Source organism: Pseudomonas sp. KD5, from assembly GCF_012932895.1.
Lineage (GTDB): Bacteria > Pseudomonadota > Gammaproteobacteria > Pseudomonadales > Pseudomonadaceae > Aquipseudomonas.
The window spans coordinates 140,909-162,642 of the sequence record NZ_JDWJ01000001.1 but is presented as its reverse complement, the minus strand read 5'-3'; the positions used below and the strand labels follow the sequence as shown (position 1 = coordinate 162,642).

The window sequence follows — 21,734 nt, the reverse complement described above, 5'->3', positions numbered from 1 at the left end:
GATCCGTCGCTCAAAAATTTTTTCAAGGGGTCTTCTGAAAAAATATTTCTGTTGACGCGATCGGAGCAAAGAAAAAATAGGTTCCGCTCTACCGCCTAACTCTGTGTAAACGACAGAGCTGCGATAGGCTGGAGCTTGGGCATACCCGGACGCTTCCTCAATCATCCGGCCTATTACGTGCCCCCGAGTTCATGGCTGCTCAGGTCAACCGAACTTCTCTATCACTGGTTTGAACAACGTATCCCGGTAGACAAAACATCCATGGTCTAAGCTTTCGATCACTGGAGTGACTGTGACAGCTAGCGCTGTAGGGTTCGTTGATGGGCATTTTTTCCGATCAGTAGCGCTGGGTAGTCCATAGTTCTAGAGATGCATTTATCGGATACCGCCATTGCGCCAGCCCCCACCTTTCAAGGTTGAAATACTCATGGCAAGGAAGAAGGCAAAAAACTCGACCGGCACCGGCATCCTGATCATTTTTGCACTGGCTTTTGGTGCATTCGCTTCGATCCCGAAGAATGCGTGGATCGCTATTGGCATCGTCGCTTGCATCGTCGCCATAATGTGGTTGTTAGCCACTCGCACTAAACGACAGCTTGAACAGATTCAAAGGTCTGCTTCAGCGACAACGCACCTGCGGGAGCCGCGCAGTAAAGACGTGACCTTCTCCATGCATGAGGTTGCGTCGAGCAATATGTCTGAAGAACCCTCCGATTTTTTTACCGTCCAACTCGGCTCCCCCCCTTCAGCGTCCTTTAAAATTCCAGATGCAAGCAAGCAGAAATCCGATACCCGCTGGGTTCCGGCGGGCGAATCGGTCACTGTGTCTGGTTTTTCACTTCCCGGTGGAATGCTCTATGTAGGAAGCGCACTGGGTCGATACGATGCGCAAGAACCATCACTGATCAATCCCAAACTGCGGATAACCAAATCGTACGTTGATATCGAAGAGCGGCTGATGCCCTACTGGCCGAGTTTTCACTCCATTTCGCCAGAAGCTCGGCGCGGATACCTGCAGTGGCTAGAAGGCGGACGTCGTGATCCGCTGGCAGACACCGGCTATGTCTTCTTATTTTTTTATGGCCTTGAGCGCCGTGCACTCGTTGATGCAGTAAGCGATCCGCAGGTGAAGGCCGAGATTCCTCTGATCACCAAAGAAGTCCAACGGCTGCTAGATATCTATGGGGACAATCGATCGTTCAGGGGATACGCGGAGGGCTTTCTGGACTACCTGAGCAATCAAGCGCTCAATCCTAACCTTTACCTTGGCCCACCTCCTGATGCCGTTGCTTACAGCTACGAAATGCCGCTTCCACTGCGCATAGGGTTAGGGCAACACGCCGCAAACAAACGGCCACTTGATGCCAACTGGGCATTGGCATGGGCACTAGCCGACCCCAACATCAGCAAGCGCACCCCGGTAACTCGGTGTAAGGAAGTCTTCGCTGCATTGTTCAAACTCAAGTACGCGAGTACCCACCCTACCGGTCTAATCCTCGCGCAAAACAAGACCAAGCTTAAAGCAAGCTATCGACCGGCCTCCGCAGTATTAATGGCACCCGCAGTTAACCTGGGGGATCTTCCTGATGTCATGGCTACGTCAGGAACGCGTAAAAACCTGCAATTGATTGTTGAGCTTTGCACCAGCGAGTTGGAACCCTATAGCCGCTATCTGGGGAGAAACGCTGAAAACGCAGAAGCGCTGGAGGGCCTTTTGCAGCTTCCTGTCACGCTATGGCCGGCGCCGGCCCGTGCAGAATTGGACGATCTTCAACACAGGATCGGTGATGACCTGATTGCCATGAGTTTTGGCGAACTCGCTGGACGGTTCAAGAGCGCAGGGGCGTTGTCTCGCGACAAAGTACTGGCACTTGCCCGCGCGCTGGAGTCACTCCATATTGGTATGGAACCTGACGTTCTGGCAGGCAGCAAAACACCGAAAGCCGAAGACCAAATTGCATTGTTCGTGACCCAACCGTAAGCGGGCGGTGAACACATCTTGCGTTTTCTCGTCGTGAGTTGCGGCTCCAGGGATAGGCAAGCAGACCTCTCATCAGGCACGACAAAATGGCTTAAGATCATCGAAGACTGTAATGGAACATCTCGACTAAAAGGACGCGACATTTTATGGAAATCCCCCTTGCTCAAATCAGGGAACGTTTGAACAATCGCCGATTTACGGTAGCGGGTAACGCTCACGGGCTATCCGGTGCCGGCACAGTATTTCACTACCATGTCGAAGAAGATTCCATTTGGGGTACTTACCAAGGTGGCCGGATCCGCATGGGTCATCAAGTCGGACGCGTGACTGGCCCCGATACCATTGAGCTTCTTTATCATTGTTTAACTACGGATGGTGAGATTCTTGCTGGCTGGTCTCGTGGCACGGTAGGCGTTGATCACGCAGGACGTACCACTCTGATGTTCGTATGGGGCTGGTTGTCAGGCGCGACTGGAGGTGGGGAGTCTAGCTACGTTGAGCTTGCCGCGTAGCGGTTAAGCTTTTTGATTACGCTCGCGTCCATCTGTGCGGTAGCAACTCGGAAATCTCACTAGCCAGCTGCGTCGGCAGGCGCGTGAGGATGTCCTTCAAATAGGCATACGGATCATGCCCGTTGAGCCGCGCCGACTGGATCAAGCTCATGATCGCCGCCGCCCGTTTTCCGCTGCGTAGCGATCCGGCGAAGAGCCAGTTCTTGCGGCCAAGAGCCCATGGTCGGATCTGATTCTCTGCCCAATTATTATCAATGGGTACGGCCCCGTCATCGAGGTAGCGTGAAAGCGCTGCCCAGCGTTTCAGGCTGTAATCCAGCGCTCTGCTGATAGCCGAGCCTTCGGGCACAAGATCACGCTGGGCGATCATCCAAGCATGCAGTCTATCCATCACGGGTACGGCTTTTTCTTGCCGTATTCGGCATCGTAAATCCGGCTCCAGGTCGCGCACTTCGCTCTCGATTTCGTACAGCAACTGGATGTAACGCAGAGCCTGCTCGGCGAGCTGGCTTTTGTTCGTGGCGTGCAGGTCGAAGAACTTGCGCCGCGCATGGGCCATGCAGCCGATTTCAGTCACGCCGAGTTCGAAACTGGCTTTGTAGCCGCCAAAATCATCGCAGACCAACTTACCTTTCCAGCCTTGCAGGAAGTTGCGAGCATGCTCACCGGCGCGGCTGGGGCTGAAGTCGTAGACGACAGCGGCTGTTTCGCAGAATTGGCTCGTGGCGTAAGCCCAAACATAAGAACGGTGGGTTTTCTTCGAGCCCGGAGCAAGCATTTGCACGGGTGTTTCATCCGCGTGCACGACCTGCTGCCCGATCACTACGTCACGCAGGGCATCGACCAGGGGCTGCAACTGCACGCCCGTAACGCCCACCCATTGAGCTAAAGTCGAGCGTGGAATCGCCAAGCCGGCGCGACCAAAAATCGATTCCTGACGGTAAAGCGGAAGATGATCAGCGAACTTCGCGATCATGACGTGGGCAAGTAATCCGGCAGTCGGGATGCCCTTGTCGATGACCTGCGCCGGTACGGGTGCCTGGATCAGCGCTTCGCAATCATCGCAAACCCACTTGCCACGAATATGGCGTTCAACGGTAAACACGCCCGGCATGTAGTCCAGCTTTTCGCTGACATCTTCACCGATTCGCTTGAGTGCGCAGCCGCATAGGCAGTGGGTGTTGTCCGGTTCGTGGTGGATCAACGTTCGTGGGAACTCTGACGGCAATGCCGTGCGCTTGGGCTTTTGCTTTTTCTCGGTCGCCGCTGGCGCTATTTGCAAGGCTTGAAGCTCGGCCTCAATCGCCGCGATATCGGTATCGATCAGCTCATCAAGCAGGCTGGCCTGCTCAGGATTCATCTGCTCGCTGCGCTTGGCAAACTTCAAGCGCTTGAGTTGTGCGATCTCGTGGGTCAGCTTCTCGATCACCGTTTGATCGCGGTTGATCTTCTTGCCCAGCGTTTCGACCGTCTTGCCCATGGTCTCGACCTGCGACAGCAACTGCGCAGCGAATGCACGCAGTTGCTCGGGGGGCATTTGATCGAGATTGGGCGAGGAAGTCATGCCGTGGATTTTACCAAAGCAGATCGCTTGCGGCAGTAGGCCAAGGCGCTAATTACAGCTTCTTAAAGCAGTGTGATTGCACCGCCTGCACCAACGCGTTGCCAAGGTAGACCGAGCACCAAGGCCTGAAGTTGCTCGTTATCCAGCTCCATTTCGCAGCCTTGTCGAATACCAGGCCAATGAAACCCGCCTTGGTTCAATCGACGTGCAGCCAGCCAAACGCCAATGCCGTCATGTACCAGCACTTTCATGCGAGTAGCGCGGCGATTGGCAAACAGATAAGCGCAGTGCGGCTTCGCCGCACCGAACACCCCAATCACTCTGGCCAGCGCAGTTTCAGTGCCTGCACGCATGTCCATGGGCTCAGTGGCGAGCCAGATGGCGTCGATGCGAATCATTGCGTGAGCCCACGGACAAAGCGGGCGCATCCTTCAGGATCAGAAGTTGGCCATTTCACTGTGATCGATTGATCGCCAAACGGCAGATCGATTACCGCCGACGTTTCACTCTGCCGTTTTGGCGTAGATTTCACTGGAATAAAAGCAGGTAGCACCGCTGGCGGCTGATCCCGGTACAGCGGCATCCACTTTCGAATGACGTTGGCGTTGATGCCATGACTGATGGCTACACCGGAGATGGTCGCGCCTGGTTGCAGACATTCCTGAACAACCTGGGCTTTGAACGATTTGGGATAAGAGCTTCGTTGGCGCATGGAATTCCTGACGTTAAGGGCGATAGCGTCCGCTTAAAAATACGCGGACACCATCGTCCTTAATGCTGGAGTTCGGAAGGTGTATTCGCCGGCCCCTTACACCCAACCAGAGGACGGATCACTACGAGCTTCGGAGGCCTATAACGCGGCCTCGGTCACTCTTGACCTAGCCAGTGCAGTGGCATCTGCCGATGGGGATACTTCAAATGAAGAAGTCACCATGCTGGGTCAGCACATTGACTCATGGAGTCACCTGAGTGTTGCCCATCGCAAACGTCTAAAGGCGCATTTACGAATCCAAACTCAGCAACCTCCAACACTCGCAAGTTTGAAGAAAAAGCTCGACCCATTGACCGTCGAAGCAAAGCGCGCGATTGCCAGCTTCCTGGCCCACCTCGCACAAGCCGATGGCACCGTCAGCACATCTGAAGTGAAGCTTCTGGAGCGAGTGTACAAAGCGTTGCAACTCGACAGTCAACTGCTCTACAGCGATCTTCACGGTGCTGCATCCGGAGCAAGGATTGCATCCGCCATACCACCCGCCAACACCATTCAGTCCGAGCCTGGGGTGCCCCTCCCAGTTAATGCCAAGCAAGGGTTCGTGCTCGATCATGAGCGAATTGCTGAATTGCAACGAGAAACAGCTGAGGTATCCGCCCTACTCGCTCAGGTGTTCACTGATGACCAGGTTGAGGAATCTGACCAGCTTGTTGAGGATGCTGAATCGACTTCAGCGTCGAGTGCCGACGTTGCGGGTCTCGACTTGGAACATTCGGCGTTCCTACGCCTATTGGTCTCACGTCCAGAGTGGAGTCGATCTGAACTTGAGTCCGCTGCGAGCGACATGGAGCTAATGCTCGATGGTGCTTTGGAGCAAATCAACGACATGGCCTTTGACCGCTTCGACATGCCCATCACCGAAGGTGATGATCCCATCGAGATCAATAAAGACATTCTGGAAGAGCTAGCCTTATGACCACTATCAGAGCCAAGGATCGCGACGCGGTCATCCAATCGCTACGCGCCGGCGTCGTTCCTCGTGTCGGCCAACATTTGATTCAGGTCGGCCGGGTGGGCGAACTCGATGCGCTGATCACCGACGTTAACCGCCTGGTTGAAAGCGGTTCAGCATTTCGCGTCGTGATTGGCGAGTACGGCGCCGGCAAGACGTTTTTTCTCAACCTGGTACGAGCCATTGCGATGGAGCGCAAACTCGTAACCATGCATGCTGACTTAAACCCCGATCGCAGGCTGCATGCCACTGGGGGACAGGCACGCTCACTCTATTCCGAGCTGGCCAAGAACATGTCGACACGCACAAAGCCTGACGGTGGGGCTATGCAAGGCATCGTCGAGAAATTCATCTCCCAAGCCAAAACAGAAGCCAAGGCAGCGGGTACTGACAGTGAGACTGTCATCCATACACACCTTGCTGAGTTGACCGAGATGGTCAACGGCTACGATTTCGCTGAGGTGATCGCTGCGTATTACCGAGGTTTCGAGGACGGCAATGAGCAACTCAAGGCTGACGCCATCCGCTGGCTGCGTGGTGAGTTCACCACCAAGACCGATGCGCGTGCGGCTCTGGGTGTGCGAACGATCATTGATGACGCCTCCGTCTACGATCAGCTCAAGCTGCTATCGAGATTCGTTAGGCTTGCAGGTTTTGGTGGTCTGATGATCTGCCTCGACGAGCTGGTCAACCTCTACAAGCTGGCCAACACGCAGGCACGCAATGCCAACTACGAGCAGATCCTGCGCGTCCTCAATGATTCGCTGCAGGGATCGGCTGAGGGGCTTGGATTCGTCTTGGGTGGCACCCCTGAGTTCTTGATGGACACTCGCCGAGGCCTCTTCAGCTACCCTGCCCTACAATCGCGACTAGCCGAAAACTCGTTCGCAAAAACAGGGTTGGTTGATCTTTCGGGCCCTGTTATTCGCCTAACCAGCCTCACCCCTGAAGACTTCTATGTATTGCTTCAGAAGCTTCGTCATGTCTACGCAGGCGGCGATGCTGAAAAATATCTACTGCCTGACGAAGCACTCCCATTGTTTATGGCGCACTGTAACCAGCGCATGGGTGAAGCCTACTTCCGTACACCCCGCACCACTATCACTGCGTTCATCAATCTGCTGGCCATTCTGGAGCAAAACCCGGGAGCTGACTGGCGGACGCTGCTGGGAGGTGTCGAGGTAGCCAAAGATCTGGGCGGAGAAGACGATACGAAGGTCGACGCGGACGATGAACTTGCCACCTTCTCACTCTGAGTCATCGGGTTTCGACCAGCTAGAACCCCGTATCCAGCGATGGATTTGGGCTGAAGGCTGGACGTCCTTGCGTGACGCCCAGGAATGGGCAGTACCTGTTCTAGTGGACGCAGACCAGGATGTCATCATCGCCGCTGCAACGGCGGCGGGGAAAACCGAGGCCGCGTTCCTCCCCATCCTCACCCATTTACTCAACCACAATGACCCTCCCGGCTCTGTGCTCTACATCAGCCCACTCAAAGCCTTGATCAACGATCAATGGGGCAGATTGAGTCGACTTTGTGAGCAACTGGAAATACCTGTAGTCGGCTGGCACGGGGACATCTCATCGAGCAAAAAGCATCGATTTCTGAAGTCGTCGGAGGGTGTGTTATTGATCACACCTGAGTCCCTTGAAGCATTGTTTGTCAACCGAGGCTCAAGCCTGGCCGGAGTTTTCCAAAACCTGCGCTACATCGTCGTTGATGAACTCCATGCATTCATTGGTAGTGAGCGAGGCAAACAGCTGCAGTCCCTGATGCACCGGGTCGAGCTCGTAGCAGGACGTCGCCTTCCCCGAGTTGGGCTATCAGCAACATTGGGCGATATGAGATTGGCGGCGGAGTTTCTTCGTCCGGCCGGCGTCGACACGGTAACCGTGATCGAGTCCAAAAACTCCAATCAGACTCTCCAGGTGCAAATCCGTGGTTACATCCAACCGCCGATGAGCGAGCTAAGAAAGACTCCCATCCAGTCCCCTGATGAGGACGGCGATGAAGACGAAACGGAAAACAAGGCAACCCCTGACTTTGCGATCGCCGATCACCTCTACAAGGTTTTGCGAGGAAGCAATAACCTGATTTTCCCGAACAGCCGCCGGCAAGTTGAATGGTACGCAGACCAACTGCGTCGACGCTGCGAGAAAGACGGTGCGCCCAACGAGTTCTGGCCCCATCACGGCAGCCTTTCAAAGGACTTACGTGAGCAAGCTGAGCACGCACTGAAGGCCGGCAACCAGGCGGCATCGGCGATCTGCACCACTACGCTTGAACTCGGAATAGACATCGGCAGCATCAAGACGGTGGTGCAGATTGGCCCCCCTCCCTCGGTGGCGAGTCTACGTCAACGCTTAGGTCGTTCGGGAAGACGCCCAGGAGAGAATGCGGTACTGCGTGCGTACTGCAAAGAGTCGCCACTCATAGATGGATCGAGCCTTTCCGACCAACTGCGCCAAGGCCTGGTACAGACCATTGCCATGGTTCGCCTGCTGATTCGAGGGTGGTTCGAACCTCCGAGAGCCCAAGGCGTTCACGCCTCCACCCTGGTTCAGCAAATCCTTTCCATCATTGCCCAGTGTGGAGGCGCATCAGCTGCAGATCTATGGAAAAGCTTGATCGCCGAAGGGGCATTTTCCAAAGTCGAAAAGCCCGACTTCGTAAAGCTGCTCAGGTCACTGGGAGAGCATGAACTCATTGTTCAAGACAGTTCGGGATTACTGCTTCCAGGGACAGTTGGAGAGCGTCTGATAAACCATTATGAGTTTTACAGCGCATTCACCAGCGATGAAGAGTTTCGCCTCGTGTGTGATGGGAAAGCCCTGGGGTCAGTACCGGTAAGCCGCCCGCTTACCAAGGATCAACGAATCATCTTTGGGGGGCGACGATGGCAAGTGCGTGACGTTGATCTCCAGGCCAAGGTCATTATTGTTACTGCCGCACGCGGCGGTGCTCCTCCCCAGTTCGATGGCTTGGGTGCAATGGTGCATGACACCGTCCGTGAAGAAATGCGTGCAGTGCTGGCAGATACAACTCCCTGCCAGTTTATTGATCGCGGCGCCCATGATCTGCTCGACGAGGCTCGAAAGACATTTGTCTCATTAGGCCTCGGTGAACGCTACATCATCGAGTCGGGCAGCAAGTGTTATCTGATCAGCTGGCTAGGTGATCATGCCAACGATGCACTGCGTCTGTTGCTCAATCATGTAGGCCTATCTTGCGATAACTCAGGCCTTGCCATTGAGATTGACGCCAGCCTCAGTCGAACCCAGGCAGCGCTGGAGGATGTTGGTAGATTGGATGCAGGCGATCTCGATTCGATTCTTGCGAATGTGGAGAACATGCTGCGCGAGAAATGGGATTGGGCATTGCCGGAGTCATTGCTGATGAAATCGTTTGCTTCTATATCGCTGGATATCTCGACTGCTATCGTTTTTGCACAACGCCAGTCTTTGGCTAAGCAGAATGGCGTGGCCACGCCGTAGATGCGTTTGAAACACATTTCGCGCTTACACGCGGCCTCTATGTAGGCCCGAGCAGCGTAAGACGCTGGCGCAGGAGATTCGGTAAATACAGAATATTCAACACGCCGACAATTTCATTTCTGCTTCTGAAGCAAAGCAAAAACGTTTAGTGGGCTGGTGGCTCCCAACTCTCAAAATGCTTCAGTGCGTTCAAGTCTCCGATTAACTCTTTCGCTTTGGTCAGTCGCTCTAGGACAGCTTTACGATCGGCATCCCCCAATCTCTGTGCAGATTGCTCAATGTCGTCGAAGAAGGCGCGGATACTGTTCACCTTCGCCCAAGTCTGAATCACAGACTCAAGTCGATCACGGCTTTCCTGGATCACCTTGAGTCGGCGCTTTTCCTCTTCTTGTCTGCGCCTCTCCTCACACTCCAATAAAAACTTCTGATGCTCGCGCTCCCTCCGTTCACGCTCGACTTCGACTTTGTTGGCAAGCACCGGAGCCTCGGCAATCAACAACTTGATGATGCCAGCAATTTTGCTGACTAAGTCGCCAGGCTTGTCCTCAATCCAACGACGTACCCATTCTGCGCCGTAGTAGGGAGAGTAGACCTGCAGGCAAAGACGGCCAGTAGGCATGTCATCGCTCATCACCCAACCATCATGAAACGGAGATCGTCGTTGACTCGTAGGAAGCGAGCTCAGTCGAACGTATTGCTTACCAACACTCTTCACTGGCACGTATTCACTGACTTCGTAGATGGTCAGCCCGAATTGGAAACTACCAATGTGAACCACGGTAGGTCGCTGCGGCTTCCAGAGTGAAGGATGAACGTACCTTTTCGACTCCTTTTCTCGGTGATCCACGGATTCACGATTCATGTATGTTTCGGCATTTGAGAGTGCTACGGAGAAACCTTTTTTCATCAGCCCCAAGTACAGCTGATTGGCAAAGTCCACGGCATGAGTGAGTCCGGTGCGGCTCACGATGAGATCTGCCATGGAACGTTTTGTCGGTCGTAAATAACCGTTTTCGCTTTCCCTCACCTTCAGGAAATGCTCTTCGATACCCAGCAACAATGGGTGTTTCCGAGGTAGCTCCACATCGATCTTATTTTTTTGCCGACCCAGCTTCCGGGGTGCTTTCGGTAGGGTCTGTGAAACCTTGAGAGGCGTGCCATTTCGACTCCAGGCAATGAGAGTGCCTGGCAACGCCGTTGGCAGAGGTGGGCGTGGCTTTCCTTTGCCCGCCGCAACCTGAGCCCAATACCCCACCGGCGGTCGGGGTACATTCAGGCTGGAATAGATCCGAGCCAGGTAGCTGGAAGAAACACCATATCGCTCCCCAATTTTGGTCATTGGCATCGACCAGGCTAGTTCGTACAACGACTCTCTTGTCACCACGTCTTCGGAGGAGTCATCGGCTGGAATGTTTGATTCTGGCGTGTCTTCCATGGATAGGCGCTTCGAGAAAGGTGATCAGGAAGTAGGCTGCTGCTAAGTCATCCTAGCCTAAACGTTATGACGATCCGATGCGGCAATAGGCTGAGTCATTGACCGATTCACACCCGCGCTACGTTCGCTGCCTCAAATGAAAAGCATCCGAACGCAGAGGAAACGAGTGAGCAATCTGCGCAACTACCAATAGTTGATTCAAAGCTTTAATGCTCGCTTCACGCGCGCGTCCATCCAGTAAAATTCGGTGCACCCAATTGCCCTTATGCTGATAGCGTAGCCAACACGAACCGCGAACTGATCTACGTATACCGTGATAAGGAATCAATGTTGGAAGCCGATCTAAAGACCTTATGGCTACGCGAGCGGAAGCGGCGCGAGCTGCTGTGGACGCTAGAACACTTACGCCCTGGTTCGGAAGAAGCAAAACCACTGCTTGCCGAGCTTGATGACATCGATCACCAGGATCTCCAAAACCCAATCGGTGGTGCCTGCTCTATGTCGATCGATGAGTTGCGCGAACGCGTTCCAGAAACCCCATTCAGGGGAAACGATGGCCACCTTTTCGTTATCGTACTCGACCAGCACATCCCACAACCTTGGCATGCACGATTCGAAGCGGCTAGTGCCTTATCTACCCGGCTCCCAGACGGAAGCTACGCAAGTGATTGGCGGCGATTTTTACGCGTGTGGATGCGGGAAATGGAGCACCTCAAAGCTCACCGAGAGTGGAGTCAAAATGATCGAGTTTGATTTGAACACAAACGATTGTGAGTCCCGAATCCGGCATTGCGCGAGAGTTTCGTGCCGGCAGGAGATGATCAACGGAAAATGTGGCGCTTATGCGAAATCGCACTCCTTTTGACCACCCGTTTTCATTCGACTTGACCAGTCAATTGAATCGGATTTAATTAGCATGCTTCGTGGCAATGAGCGGTAGAGAACGGCCAAAAGCCGCCGGGCGAGTACGGCTGAAAACCAATACTGCTGTTCGACATTTCGATTAAGCAGGCCATTCTCTGTCGGTGTTCGCTATCACGCGTGCTGGCCAAGTTTAGTGCGAACGGTTCTTTAGACCGGCACTCGGGATTCATATGGCAACGACCCGCCCCCTTAAAGTAGTAAAAACCCACTCCATTTGGGTGATCAGCGTCGTCTTTTACTGCTGAGTGGTGTGGTGATGTAGCGGGCCTATCATGATTCAGCGAGGGAATGTTCAGTAGTTGTCAGTAGTCTGGATAAAGGTGCCTAGCTTATATGGCTGGGCACCTTAAATTTATATAAAAATCTTGTCTATTTAGAAGTATTTCTGATCAGCATCTTGATAGATTCAAACGTAAGATGCTGCACTAGGATGTTATTTGGAAGGGCTAGCTGTGACTTATAGCCTCCGAGGCGCTCCGCTAGGGCGACTAGAACTTGATGAGCCTCCAAGCCTTTATATAGATTGGCTCGCTTTTTATCGACTTTATTTAGAAAAATTTTGAGCCCTGCGTGCTGAAGGTCAGGCCGAACTGATGCGAATATACTTATCATAGACCATGCGGCATCAGAAGCATTAACAAAAACTTCATCAGCGTAGTCTCTATGAAGGGTAGACAATATTTCCGTAAGTCCTCCGAGAGACTTGAATACGGTTGAAATGTCGAGTTGTGAAACTTCACCTTCATCAGATATTGAAAACAGGGCCAGCGTAGCACTTTCTACTGCGTTGCGTGCTTCCAATTCACACAGCGACCACTCAAAATAAAATCCGCATTCGGGGGAGGCTCCATCATAGTTCCTGAATAATTCCAATGCGTCATCCGGATTTTTTTCTTTCCTGTAAAAACTGGCAAGCTTCGTGAGAAGCTTGTAGTTGCTCGTATCCGTTTCGAGTAATGCCTGTGATAGCGAGGTTGCGACAGTGTTTTTATTATTTTCAAAGAAGAAGTCGGCCATTTTGAAACGCCAAAATTCCAAATTCGCTACACGTTCGGTCTTTGATGCTCTCTCTGCGGCTAGCGCCAAATCAATGAATAGTGTAGCAGTGTCGACTTCAAATTTTGCCTCTAGAACTTCGACAATTGCTTCGGCGATATATTTGTGCCTAGTAAATACTGTAGTCGCCGTTCCAGTTGCTGCTGCTTCTTGGCCTAATTTGTTAATTACGACAATTTTCAATTTTGATGTTGTCATGCCCATCGCGGCGGCTAGTACGTCATAAGTAAGCTTTTCGAAGCCCTCGGCATGCATGGCAGCAATATAGGCCAGTGCATCTCTGAGGGTTTTTCCCAAGCTAACTTCTGCTTCGTCTAGCCTAGAAAGCATTGCTCCAGCATGATCAAGTAGATTGCCATTGTGCCGGCTTAGCAGTAGAGCGCCGAAGAAAGCGCCGGAGGTACGTTTGGACTCCTGTTTCGCAAAGAAGCGCAGTTTTTCAACTCGGCTTGCAGTATCTAGATTCGCCAAACCGCCTTCACCAAGACCACGATCACCAAATGCCTCCCAGGCATGAATAATTTTTTCAGCGTCTGCTTTATTCAAATCCTTCAGAACGATTTCCTTGTAAGTGCAGGAGAAGCCCCAAGGAATGGTGTCAGCGCCGTTTGATCGCCAGTCTGAATCGCGGCAAGCTAGCAAAAAATCTATTTTGCCAGTGTACCCAGCAAGGCCGGACTCTGCAAAGCCTTGAATTTGCGTTGCAATTTGATCTGCCTCATCAACTACGATGAGCCAATCATTGTGAGTATTCAATACTGGGAGGAATTTATCTACATCAAACGGTCGAAGATTATTTTTTCTGTAAAGAATTCGCTTAGATGGGCTTCCTTTAATTATTTCATAGCTAGCCTGAAGTAATGCGGTTGTTTTTCCTTCACATCCTGCTGCCAATAAAGTGCAAACGCACGGCATGCCAGACGCCTTATCAATTAATTTGTTGTAGGTACTTACGACCTCACCAACGATCTCCCTTCTCGGAATTGAGGTCGATAATGAAACCTCCCAAGTTGGGCTCGCACCGTCAAAGAAATAAACCGCTAAATCTTCAGATATAGGCTTATTGTAATTCCGTAAGTCCTCAAATTTGGTGACCTCCCACCCTCCAGGTGGTGTGATTTTTTTTGGAGCCTGTAAGTTTCCAGCAGTAAATGATCGTGGGAAATTGAAGTGCCATTCATCATCAATTCGATGCTCTTCTGGAAAGCCGTTGGAGTTTAGCTTCCAGATTTGCTCGTCGAAATTCCACGTGAATGGCTTAAGTGCAAGTGACTTACTGATTAGATCTGCCCGACCCCATAGTATGCTGTTTTTCCAAACACTGGCCTCTCCGGCTTGGAATGAAGCACCTGCTTGAATAGTCATAAAGGCTGAGCCATTCACATACTCTGGCTTCCCCCAAACTTTATGCATATGGCCGTGTAGATAAATCACATTGTGCCTAGCAAATAGAGTCTTTATCGGCTCTGCATGATCGGGGGAGTACCAGTCTATAGGGTGATGCCCTAGAACGAACATGAGATCACAGTCGGCGCTTTTTTCAAGTGCATCTCTCACGAGGGGTACGCCGGGTGTGAGATTTCCTTTATCTTGTCCGTCCCGACAAAGCCAGGATGTATTTATTCCGAGTATTCCAATCTTTTCATTGCCTACATTCAGCTCTCTACTATAAACACCTTCGTCCTGCTCGAACACTGAAAGCTCGCTAGCAAAAGGCGCAGTAATGAAGCCCTTTAAGCGTTCGATGAGTGCGGATCGATCATTTCTAGACTGCGGCGTGGGCTCGAAATTTCCGTTATCTAGTGACAGGTGCTCATTGCGCCCAAAATTTCGTTCGACGTCTCGTTGAACGTCGTGATTGCCTGGAACCAAAAAAATTTTGTCGACGAAGTCGTCGCCAAAATGCGCGAGCAGCGGAAATATTACATGATCATTGAAAAGTGCGTATTCACTTTTTTTACCCGAATTTGCGATGTCCCCTGTTATGAAAACAAGATCGGGCGGGCCTTCTTTTGCACTCTGGTTGATGATGTGCTCAATAAGCTTTCTACTGATCAATGGTTGCTGATAGGTGCTTTCAGGCTTTTTCCCAAAGTGAAAGTCGGACAAGTGAAGCCATTTCAATCCGCTCACGCACATCTCCTTTTCTGTTCCACCGATCAAAAAAATTTGCACTTATACTCAATATGAGGGCACATTGCCATAAATGCTTAAGCTTTTCTGCCGACCGCCTGCGGATTGTCTGGCTGAAATGCTACGGAGATTGGCAGATGTCGTGAATTGCACCGAATTTTCTAGACAAGTCCGCACATCGATTTAGATTCGGCCGAGAACGACCGTCATTCTCTGTCGGGACTGGCAGGATGCAATGGAAATGTGCTTGCCTGGCACGACTGGCATTTTGGCCGAACTCAACCCTTGAGTGCGTCCGCTATTCGCCGATTTTCGACATCCGCGATAGGCAGCTATAGGACGCTTTTTACCGGCCATTACCACGAATTTTGCTGTTTAAATCCGATGCAAATGACTGGTTAGGTCAAATGCAAATGTGTGGACAAGTCCATGCAGTCACGCAGCTTGCCTCGATATGGATCAATCACAGCAACTTCCAACTACGAAACGTAGCCTCCAGTCGACTCAACGGAATCAGCGGTGAGCGCCAAGCCTCCTGGGGCAGTCCTAGATCCAGCAGCAAATCCGGCAACGCCAGCAGCAAACGAGCATCCGCCCGTAAGCGATCGAACAGCCATTCCGGATTTGCCCAATGAGCAAAGTGAGCACAAACAGCCGCCCAATCGACCGAACCTAAACGTTCCATCGTCGTTGGCCACCGGGTACTTCGCACAATGCCTTCAATATCCAACAGCATGGGTGCAAGATCGTAAACCGGTGCAAAGCTCACTCGCTCCTTACTCCGAAGGATCGAGAGATTTCCGCCATGGTTGTCGGTGTTCCCGAGGGCCTGATTGATCAAATCCCGTCGCAGGTATTCGCTAACCATGTCCGGTATTTCAGATTCTTGTCCAGCGGCAATCCATGCTTTCGCTAGCCGATCCACGACATCGATATGATCCATACGAATACACGAATTGGTGACGCCACACAGCGAGTACATTGACTCCACCGCAATACGCTCAATCCCTCCCGAAGAGACTTTTCGGTCGAATCTTTGCATCCAAAAACTTGGCATCTTCGCCTCTTCGTATGCCAGCCCCTCGGCGGCGATCGTGTCGATCCCCAACTCGCCCAACGCGCGGTAAAAGCAGTATTCGGAATGCAGGATGTCTCGATCTAATTTGATTGCGTTGTTTCGCGGGAATTTTACGAACCAATTCCGGCACGCATCTGCGTCGCGTAGGGCTCCGTCGGGATAAAGCCGACCCGAAGCATCCTCGGCTAAGAGCATTTTTGGAGCTTGACCACCGACCCCTAGGGCACCGTTTATTGACATTCCCGATTCCCTAGCCTGGTCGAGAAAGCCCATACCGTCTTGGACAACCTCTGCTCGCGTAACCCCACCAGATACTTTGCCTGCGGGATACGTTTCGCCCGCGCTTTTTACGCGCATGTGTCCAATGGGAGCAGCGGTGAATTGCTGCAGCAGAAAGAGGTCAGTCGACATCCCTGGCGGTACTACCGCTCTAGACAATATGTGCCGACGTGCAGCACCGGCCGGGATTATATCGTGCAGAAAAGCTGGAGCGAGCTCTCGCCGAATATCCCATTCCAGTGGGAGATTCGCACTGACGGCCGGCGCCTTAACCGTACCCAGTTGAATGAACTGATCCACAAGGTATTCGGGCACATAGTTGATGTTGCACCGACTTCGCAGACTATCTCTAGGTGAATCGAAGCTGACCACCAATGCATCGCGCCAACGGCCATTCGAGTGAATTTGAAGAGTGATGGATTCCATACGTCTCGGCGAATTACCGAAGCCTCACTGTGCCTTGATCAATCTGAGTCCGAAGAGCTTCTGGGGTGTTGTCCGAGCACCTGGACAGCGGGGAATAATTTCTCGATCAACGTCTCTGATTCAATCCAAGGGCGAGCAAGGCATTCCGCCTAAACAGGGAGTTTTTCCCAATCTCCCGCAAACCGACTAGGCGAGCCCTGGCAGATTTTCATACAGCGTTTCTATCTTCATTAACGTCAGCATTTTTAAAAGCACGTAACGCTGCAACAGCAGGCGCACTCACGTGCTTTCTCGCGCCACGGCCGGCCAAGATGTACAACACGTTTTTGCTTTCAAAAATGCAGTCCTCAAAATCGCTCTGAAAATCGCTGAGGACGCTGTCGCCTGGTTGGAGCTTGTTATTGCTGTCGAACACCACTGCTTGCGCATACAAGACCGTTGCTTCAAGGTCTTGTGCTTTCACTTCCTGCTCTTGAAATTCCGGGAGCATGACATCCAACAACAGCCACTGCCGAACGATGCAGAATGGCTTTTCTGTGAAGGTTACGGTGGCCAGTTCGATCAACTCATCGTCTTCAAGCCTTGAGCCACCCAGGGCTCGTGCTGATCCGAATAGCAACTCACCTAATAGCTCAACATCTGAAACAACCATATTTCTCAATACCACCCTTATCTGCTCGTCCTTTCGATAGCCCAAGCAGATATTAATTTTCCTGCGTCGTTTCCGATCGCACGCAATAGCTTCAATTTCCAGCCAGAAACCTGCCTCCCGCTGATCGATCAGTGGTAAACGCGATTCATGTAAAGATTGTTCCCGGGAGGTACCCAGCTCACTACGACGTAGAGGCTTCCACCGACCGTCTTGAACAACGAGTAGCCCTCGATGAAGAACGCCTTTTGTATCCTTGATGTCCTGATACTGGCGCCTTCTCTAAATCGCCCCTTCGTATCGCCAAACACCGTTCCCATGAGTATCGGTGGGGTATCAACGGCGGCCACCAGATAAGCCGTGATAGGCATTCCGAAGTCGATCGCCATTGCTGCTGTCACTGCGGCGGGAATGCTCGGTAGAGGCTCATTCATGCGGGGTTACACCTGAGCGCTGAGGCTGAGCCTCCATGGAACAAGTTTTTGTGTGCACGTGTCCCTCCCCCCATATTGTTTACACCGTCACTGGCTGCCCTTGCACACTTCATTGAGGACAAGTGTTTAAACGGTGTGCGCGTCAAAATCGTTGAGCAGATTGATAGAAGCCCGAAGTCGACGGCCATCTCAGTGAGCTCACGAAAGGCTGATGACAAGGCCTGGATTGAAACCCGTTTTTTCACCTGGATAACCCCTAGGATTCGAGACCACACGGCATCGCCCGAACATGGCATCGATTGAACGGTGGGTATGTCCAAAAATCCAAAGATCCGCTTTATCCAGAAGTCTGTGCCAACTGTTTGAGTAAGCAGCACTCAAGTGTCCTTCGTGTTTGTCACCCATGACTTCAGGAACGGGCGCGTGATGCGTCAAGACGACAGTTTTGCCATCGAAGGGCTCATCAAGCTCCTTGGTCAACCAAGCGAATGACGCATGGTTTCGACTGATCAGGTCGGACGGGCGCAACCGACGATAATTTTCTCCAGTTCGAATGACTCGAAAATCATTCATCCAATCCCATGCAGTTTGGGTGGCTGCAGCGATGTTCCCGCTGGACGAAAAGTCAGTCCAGCCCGTTGCACAAAGGAACCGTGTTTGGTTCCAAACAAAGGTCTCGTTCTCTAAAACATGGACATTCGGTAGAGCCTGCTCCTTCATTTTTTGCAGCGTGTAATCAATGTGCCCACCATAAAATTCGTGGTTACCGCACACGTAAATCACCGGGCGCGCAAAGACCTCATTGGCCCACCTCACCCCTCTCGCCTTGACATCGATATCACCCACCAGCACGACCAGGTCGTAATCCCCTGGCACAGGCTCGAACGGAGAAAATTCGTTGTGCAGATCTGAAAGCACGTAAAGCTTCATCTGTATTCCGATCTCGATTTACAGCTAAATTGAAATACCTGACGACAGGTGCGTGGCTGAGCCCCCATAGATTGTTAACGCACAAATGAGCCGCTAGATCCACTTATATGAATATATACATTTGAGTGGATCATGGCAATCACGGCATACAGCTCTGTTTTTACGGAACGGAAAAATGTCTGTCCGCACTGCATTTGCCGTAGCGCTGAAGCTTTTGCGAGCAAAGCGAGACCTCACACAGCAAGAGCTGAGTAAAAAGGTCGATCAATCGCATGTAAGCCGTATCGAAAATGAAAAGACCTCTCCCAGTCTCGACGCCATCATTGAGCTCGCCGACGCTTTGGAGATAAGTCCCGTTGCGCTGATGGCACTCGTTTGTGGAGCGCAGGACGAACTGAGCGCCGGTGACGTCCTGAAGATCGCTGAAAAGGATCTGAAATCGCTCGCGTTATTGAAGGTCTTGATCCCGCTGGAAATTGAGCAAACACCTCACCCTCGTGTTACTGCTGCGACCCAGGCACGAAAGACCGTCCAGGCGCTCAAGGAGCAAGGCTTTTCGCGGGCTGAAGTCGCGAGGAAGCTGGGGATGGCAAAGACCACGGTTCAGCGTCATTGGCATCGCTCGGAATAAGCTTTTTGTTCTTTCTTGCTGACGCCCTCGCCCGTTGGCCATTCCTGGCCACCATCGAACCACTGCTATGCTTTGCTCTCCATTCGAACGGAGTCGAGTCATGGCCGAGCAATATTCCCTTCCCGACGTACTGGCAAGAATGTACGAAAATCAACTGGCGATCGAAGCAGCGCTGATGGAGCTCGTCCTGGTGGAGGAGCAGCGGGGGTCATCTGAGGCTTGTGAGAATGCGCGCGTTGCGCTTGAGAGGATTGGTGAGAACGCCGGGCATATCAAGCAAGGGATTGCGAGGTTGGGGGGAGATGCGGGGACGTCCCTATACTGATCTTTAAGAGGGAGTTCGCGACGACTGCCACAAAATACTCATCTGACTTACCCCGCGCCAATCGCATTTCGACATCATTTTGATATGCTGCCCTTCAGTTTTCTGAGAGGGAATGCAGATGCGTCGGTTGATGTGTGTAGCACTAATGGCGGGGATATTGGCTGGTTGCGGTGAGCCGAAGCTCGACGGTAGTTCACAGCAAGCTTTTAAAGACTCTGCGGCAAAGGTTGCCGCGAGCCTGCCTGAGGACAAGCGCAAGCAATTCGCCTCTGACGTAATGGTACTTGCATTCCAAGGGCTCGATATATCTCAGTTTTTTCAGGGTAAGAAAAATGCTGAAGACGTGTCGGCAGACATGCTTGCCGCTCTTAACGGGAAGACAGCCCAGCAGATTTCTGATGAAGCGAACCAAGTCCGTCAAGCACGTGCAGAGCGAGAGCGGCAGCAGGCATTGACGGAAATTCAGGAGCTTGCCGAAAAGCAGAAAAAATCCGAAGCAGCCAAAACCGAGTTAGCAAGCTTTGAGGTTTCGAAGTCTCGCTTCTATCAAAAGGCCAAGGAGTATGGCCTTGGCAACCAACCTATTATCGAAATAACGGTGACCAACGGAACTGCTAGCGCCGTATCGCGAGCGTATTTCAAAGGTACTATTGCTTCTCCGAGACGCTCAGTGCCTTGGCTTGTCGAAACGTTCAACTACTCAATCAATGGTGGTCTGGAACCAGGCGAAACCCAATCTTGGAACCTCGCACCTAATCAGTTTTCAGACTGGGGCAAGGTGGAACCACCAAAGGACGCGATTTTCACTGTAACTGTCGAACGACTTGATGGTGCTGATGGAAAGCCGTTATTTGATGCCGGCTCATTTACCGAACGAGATGCCACCAGGCTCTCAGCGCTCAAAAGCAAATACGCACAATGACGCGCCCTGTAAGACACGCTTGACTAGATACACCATGTCAGCGAGCCGATTCCCCCTACAATCAGCGTCACTCAATCAGGCAGGCATCTCGCTTAGCTGGTAAGATGCGCGGCGTTATTACTTAAGAGGATTGTTTCAATGGCCACTAACCGTTCCCAGCGTCTGCGCAAAAAGCTCTGTGTAGACGAGTTCCAGGAATTGGGCTTCGAGCTGAACCTGGACTTCAAGGAAGATTTGGCTGACGAGGCAATCGATGCATTCCTCGACGCATTCCTGAAAGAAGCCATGGAAGCCAACGGTCTGGGCTATGTTGGCGGCGACGACTACGGTCTGGTTTGCCTGCAGAAGCGTGGCTCGGTCAGCGCCGAACAACGCGCTGCCGTTGAAGCCTGGCTCAAAGGCCGCACCGAGCTGACCAGCGTTGAAGTCAGCCCACTGCTGGACGTCTGGTACCCGGAAAAGCCGATCAATCCGGTAGCTTGATGTTCAAAGGGCCATCCATCGTGATGGCCCTTTTTGTTTCTGGCTCATGAAACGCGCTTTTTACCACCAAATTGAGTCCTCCCCGAATCCCTCCCGTATTCGAGCCCGCCACCGCCCGCGATCAATCACGGGGGACGCCCCGGTTCTTGTCATTGCCTGCCGGCATTACCGCCTCTCCATTCCCCTCACAACGAAATACTGCGCTTGGAACCCTGGTCTCGCCCGCTAGATGACTTACCCATGATTACAATATGATGGCCACTCTCATATAAGCGCTGCTCCGCCTGCGGCGTCGATCCAATGAAGGGAAGCTCAGGTTATGTCCGTTGACAGTAGAAGCAGGGTTGCGATTTCGAAGTTTTTTGCAAACCCAGCTGGCTCAATCATCCTGACGCTGGTTTCAGTGTTAAGCGCTGGGTACATCTCCATCTGCAGCTCTCCGATCCTCATGCAGTGCCAGGCCATTCTCGGCACGCTCCCCAAGGAAACACCCCCTCCAGATACCTATATCCACTCAATCGTCGCACTGGCTTTGGCAGTTTTGGCTTTGTCGCATCTGAAGCGTACCAAATCGAAAGATCGAGAGACGACGAAAATTCGTTTTAGCGCCGCCCCCTTGCCAATCGCCCTGCTGAACCTGACTTTTCTCGAAAAAATGCCGTGATACCAAACGTTGCGCAGAGCTCATGGGGGCGCTGCTTGTTCGAGCTGAACCGCTGATCACTATTCGACTCAAGTCAGTAGCCATTGTGC

Annotated in this window: 19 protein-coding genes and 1 pseudogene; 10 read left to right on the top strand and 10 right to left on the bottom strand. The window is 52.3% G+C overall.

Annotation, left to right across the window (positions count from 1 at the left end):
• Positions 1-427: 427 nt before the first annotated feature.
• Positions 428-1,981 (top strand): TerB N-terminal domain-containing protein, encoded by a 1,554-nt coding sequence (locus tag AF70_RS00710; RefSeq protein ID WP_231508984.1) that lies wholly within the window; start codon positions 428-430, stop codon positions 1,979-1,981.
• Positions 1,982-2,127: 146 nt separating this feature from the next.
• Positions 2,128-2,493 (top strand): hypothetical protein, encoded by a 366-nt coding sequence (locus AF70_RS29710; RefSeq protein WP_058886542.1) that lies wholly within the window; start codon positions 2,128-2,130, stop codon positions 2,491-2,493.
• A 16-nt stretch (positions 2,494-2,509) separates the two neighbouring features.
• Here the strand turns inward: AF70_RS29710 and AF70_RS00700 are convergent, their stop codons facing one another.
• From AF70_RS00700 to AF70_RS00690, 3 genes are all read right to left on the bottom strand, one after another.
• Positions 2,510-4,057 carry an IS66 family transposase gene (locus AF70_RS00700; protein WP_026331588.1) on the bottom strand — a complete coding sequence of 516 codons (1,548 nt, stop codon included), beginning with the start codon at positions 4,055-4,057 and terminating at the stop codon, positions 2,510-2,512.
• 62 nt (positions 4,058-4,119) lie between these two features.
• On the bottom strand, positions 4,120-4,455 hold the full coding sequence (gene tnpB, locus AF70_RS29705; RefSeq protein WP_019578429.1) for an IS66 family insertion sequence element accessory protein TnpB: 336 nt from the start codon (positions 4,453-4,455) through the stop codon (positions 4,120-4,122).
• Entirely contained in the window at positions 4,452-4,769 is a 318-nt protein-coding gene (locus AF70_RS00690) for a transposase (protein WP_081625541.1), read from the bottom strand. The genes tnpB and AF70_RS00690 overlap by 4 nt, the downstream gene beginning before the upstream one ends.
• Positions 4,770-4,869: 100 nt before the next feature.
• Here AF70_RS00690 and AF70_RS00685 point away from each other — a divergent pair.
• From AF70_RS00685 to AF70_RS00675, 3 genes and pseudogenes are all read left to right on the top strand, one after another.
• Positions 4,870-5,745, top strand: a pseudogene (locus AF70_RS00685) (tellurite resistance TerB C-terminal domain-containing protein); the annotation flags it as partial.
• Complete coding sequence (locus AF70_RS00680; protein WP_028941103.1) at positions 5,742-7,037, top strand: ATP-binding protein; 1,296 nt, start codon at positions 5,742-5,744, stop codon at positions 7,035-7,037. The pseudogene AF70_RS00685 and the gene AF70_RS00680, both read left to right, overlap by 4 nt.
• A gap of 43 nt (positions 7,038-7,080) precedes the next feature.
• A complete protein-coding gene (locus tag AF70_RS00675; RefSeq protein ID WP_028941102.1) occupies positions 7,081-9,276 on the top strand; it encodes a DEAD/DEAH box helicase in 2,196 nt (731 codons plus the stop codon).
• A gap of 145 nt (positions 9,277-9,421) precedes the next feature.
• Here the strand turns inward: AF70_RS00675 and AF70_RS00670 are convergent, their stop codons facing one another.
• The 7 genes from AF70_RS00670 to AF70_RS00640 form a co-directional block, all read right to left on the bottom strand.
• Entirely contained in the window at positions 9,422-10,711 is a 1,290-nt protein-coding gene (locus AF70_RS00670; RefSeq protein WP_028941101.1) for a hypothetical protein, read from the bottom strand.
• Between the two features lie 402 nt (positions 10,712-11,113).
• Positions 11,114-11,299, bottom strand: a complete 186-nt coding sequence (locus AF70_RS00665) for a hypothetical protein (protein ID WP_155954670.1) — start codon at positions 11,297-11,299, stop codon at positions 11,114-11,116.
• 705 nt (positions 11,300-12,004) lie between these two features.
• On the bottom strand, positions 12,005-14,824 hold the full coding sequence (locus tag AF70_RS00660) for a metallophosphoesterase (protein WP_169342451.1): 2,820 nt from the start codon (positions 14,822-14,824) through the stop codon (positions 12,005-12,007).
• Positions 14,825-15,287: 463 nt separating this feature from the next.
• The gene (locus AF70_RS00655) at positions 15,288-16,607 is read right to left on the bottom strand and encodes a type II toxin-antitoxin system HipA family toxin (protein ID WP_028941099.1); all 1,320 of its coding nucleotides are present in this window, start codon (positions 16,605-16,607) and stop codon (positions 15,288-15,290) included.
• 208 nt (positions 16,608-16,815) lie between these two features.
• Positions 16,816-17,259, bottom strand: a complete 444-nt coding sequence (locus AF70_RS00650; protein WP_032831187.1) for a hypothetical protein — start codon at positions 17,257-17,259, stop codon at positions 16,816-16,818.
• A gap of 128 nt (positions 17,260-17,387) precedes the next feature.
• A complete protein-coding gene (locus AF70_RS00645) occupies positions 17,388-17,690 on the bottom strand; it encodes a hypothetical protein (protein WP_050438327.1) in 303 nt (100 codons plus the stop codon).
• Positions 17,691-17,888: 198 nt separating this feature from the next.
• Positions 17,889-18,620, bottom strand: coding sequence for a metallophosphoesterase (locus AF70_RS00640; protein WP_028941098.1), 732 nt, complete (start codon positions 18,618-18,620; stop codon positions 17,889-17,891).
• Positions 18,621-18,795: 175 nt separating this feature from the next.
• On the opposite strand from AF70_RS00640, the gene AF70_RS00635 reads away from it, so the two are divergent.
• The 5 genes from AF70_RS00635 to AF70_RS00615 all read left to right on the top strand — a co-directional run bounded on the left by AF70_RS00635 (position 18,796) and on the right by AF70_RS00615 (position 21,645).
• On the top strand, positions 18,796-19,251 hold the full coding sequence (locus tag AF70_RS00635) for a helix-turn-helix domain-containing protein (RefSeq protein WP_028941097.1): 456 nt from the start codon (positions 18,796-18,798) through the stop codon (positions 19,249-19,251).
• A gap of 100 nt (positions 19,252-19,351) precedes the next feature.
• On the top strand, positions 19,352-19,576 hold the full coding sequence (locus AF70_RS00630; RefSeq protein ID WP_028941096.1) for a hypothetical protein: 225 nt from the start codon (positions 19,352-19,354) through the stop codon (positions 19,574-19,576).
• 118 nt (positions 19,577-19,694) lie between these two features.
• On the top strand, positions 19,695-20,498 hold the full coding sequence (locus AF70_RS00625; RefSeq protein WP_028941095.1) for a DUF6694 family lipoprotein: 804 nt from the start codon (positions 19,695-19,697) through the stop codon (positions 20,496-20,498).
• A 138-nt stretch (positions 20,499-20,636) separates the two neighbouring features.
• Positions 20,637-20,981, top strand: a complete 345-nt coding sequence (locus AF70_RS00620; protein ID WP_007971486.1) for a YggL family protein — start codon at positions 20,637-20,639, stop codon at positions 20,979-20,981.
• 319 nt (positions 20,982-21,300) lie between these two features.
• On the top strand, positions 21,301-21,645 hold the full coding sequence (locus tag AF70_RS00615; protein ID WP_028941094.1) for a hypothetical protein: 345 nt from the start codon (positions 21,301-21,303) through the stop codon (positions 21,643-21,645).
• Positions 21,646-21,734: the final 89 nt, after the last annotated feature.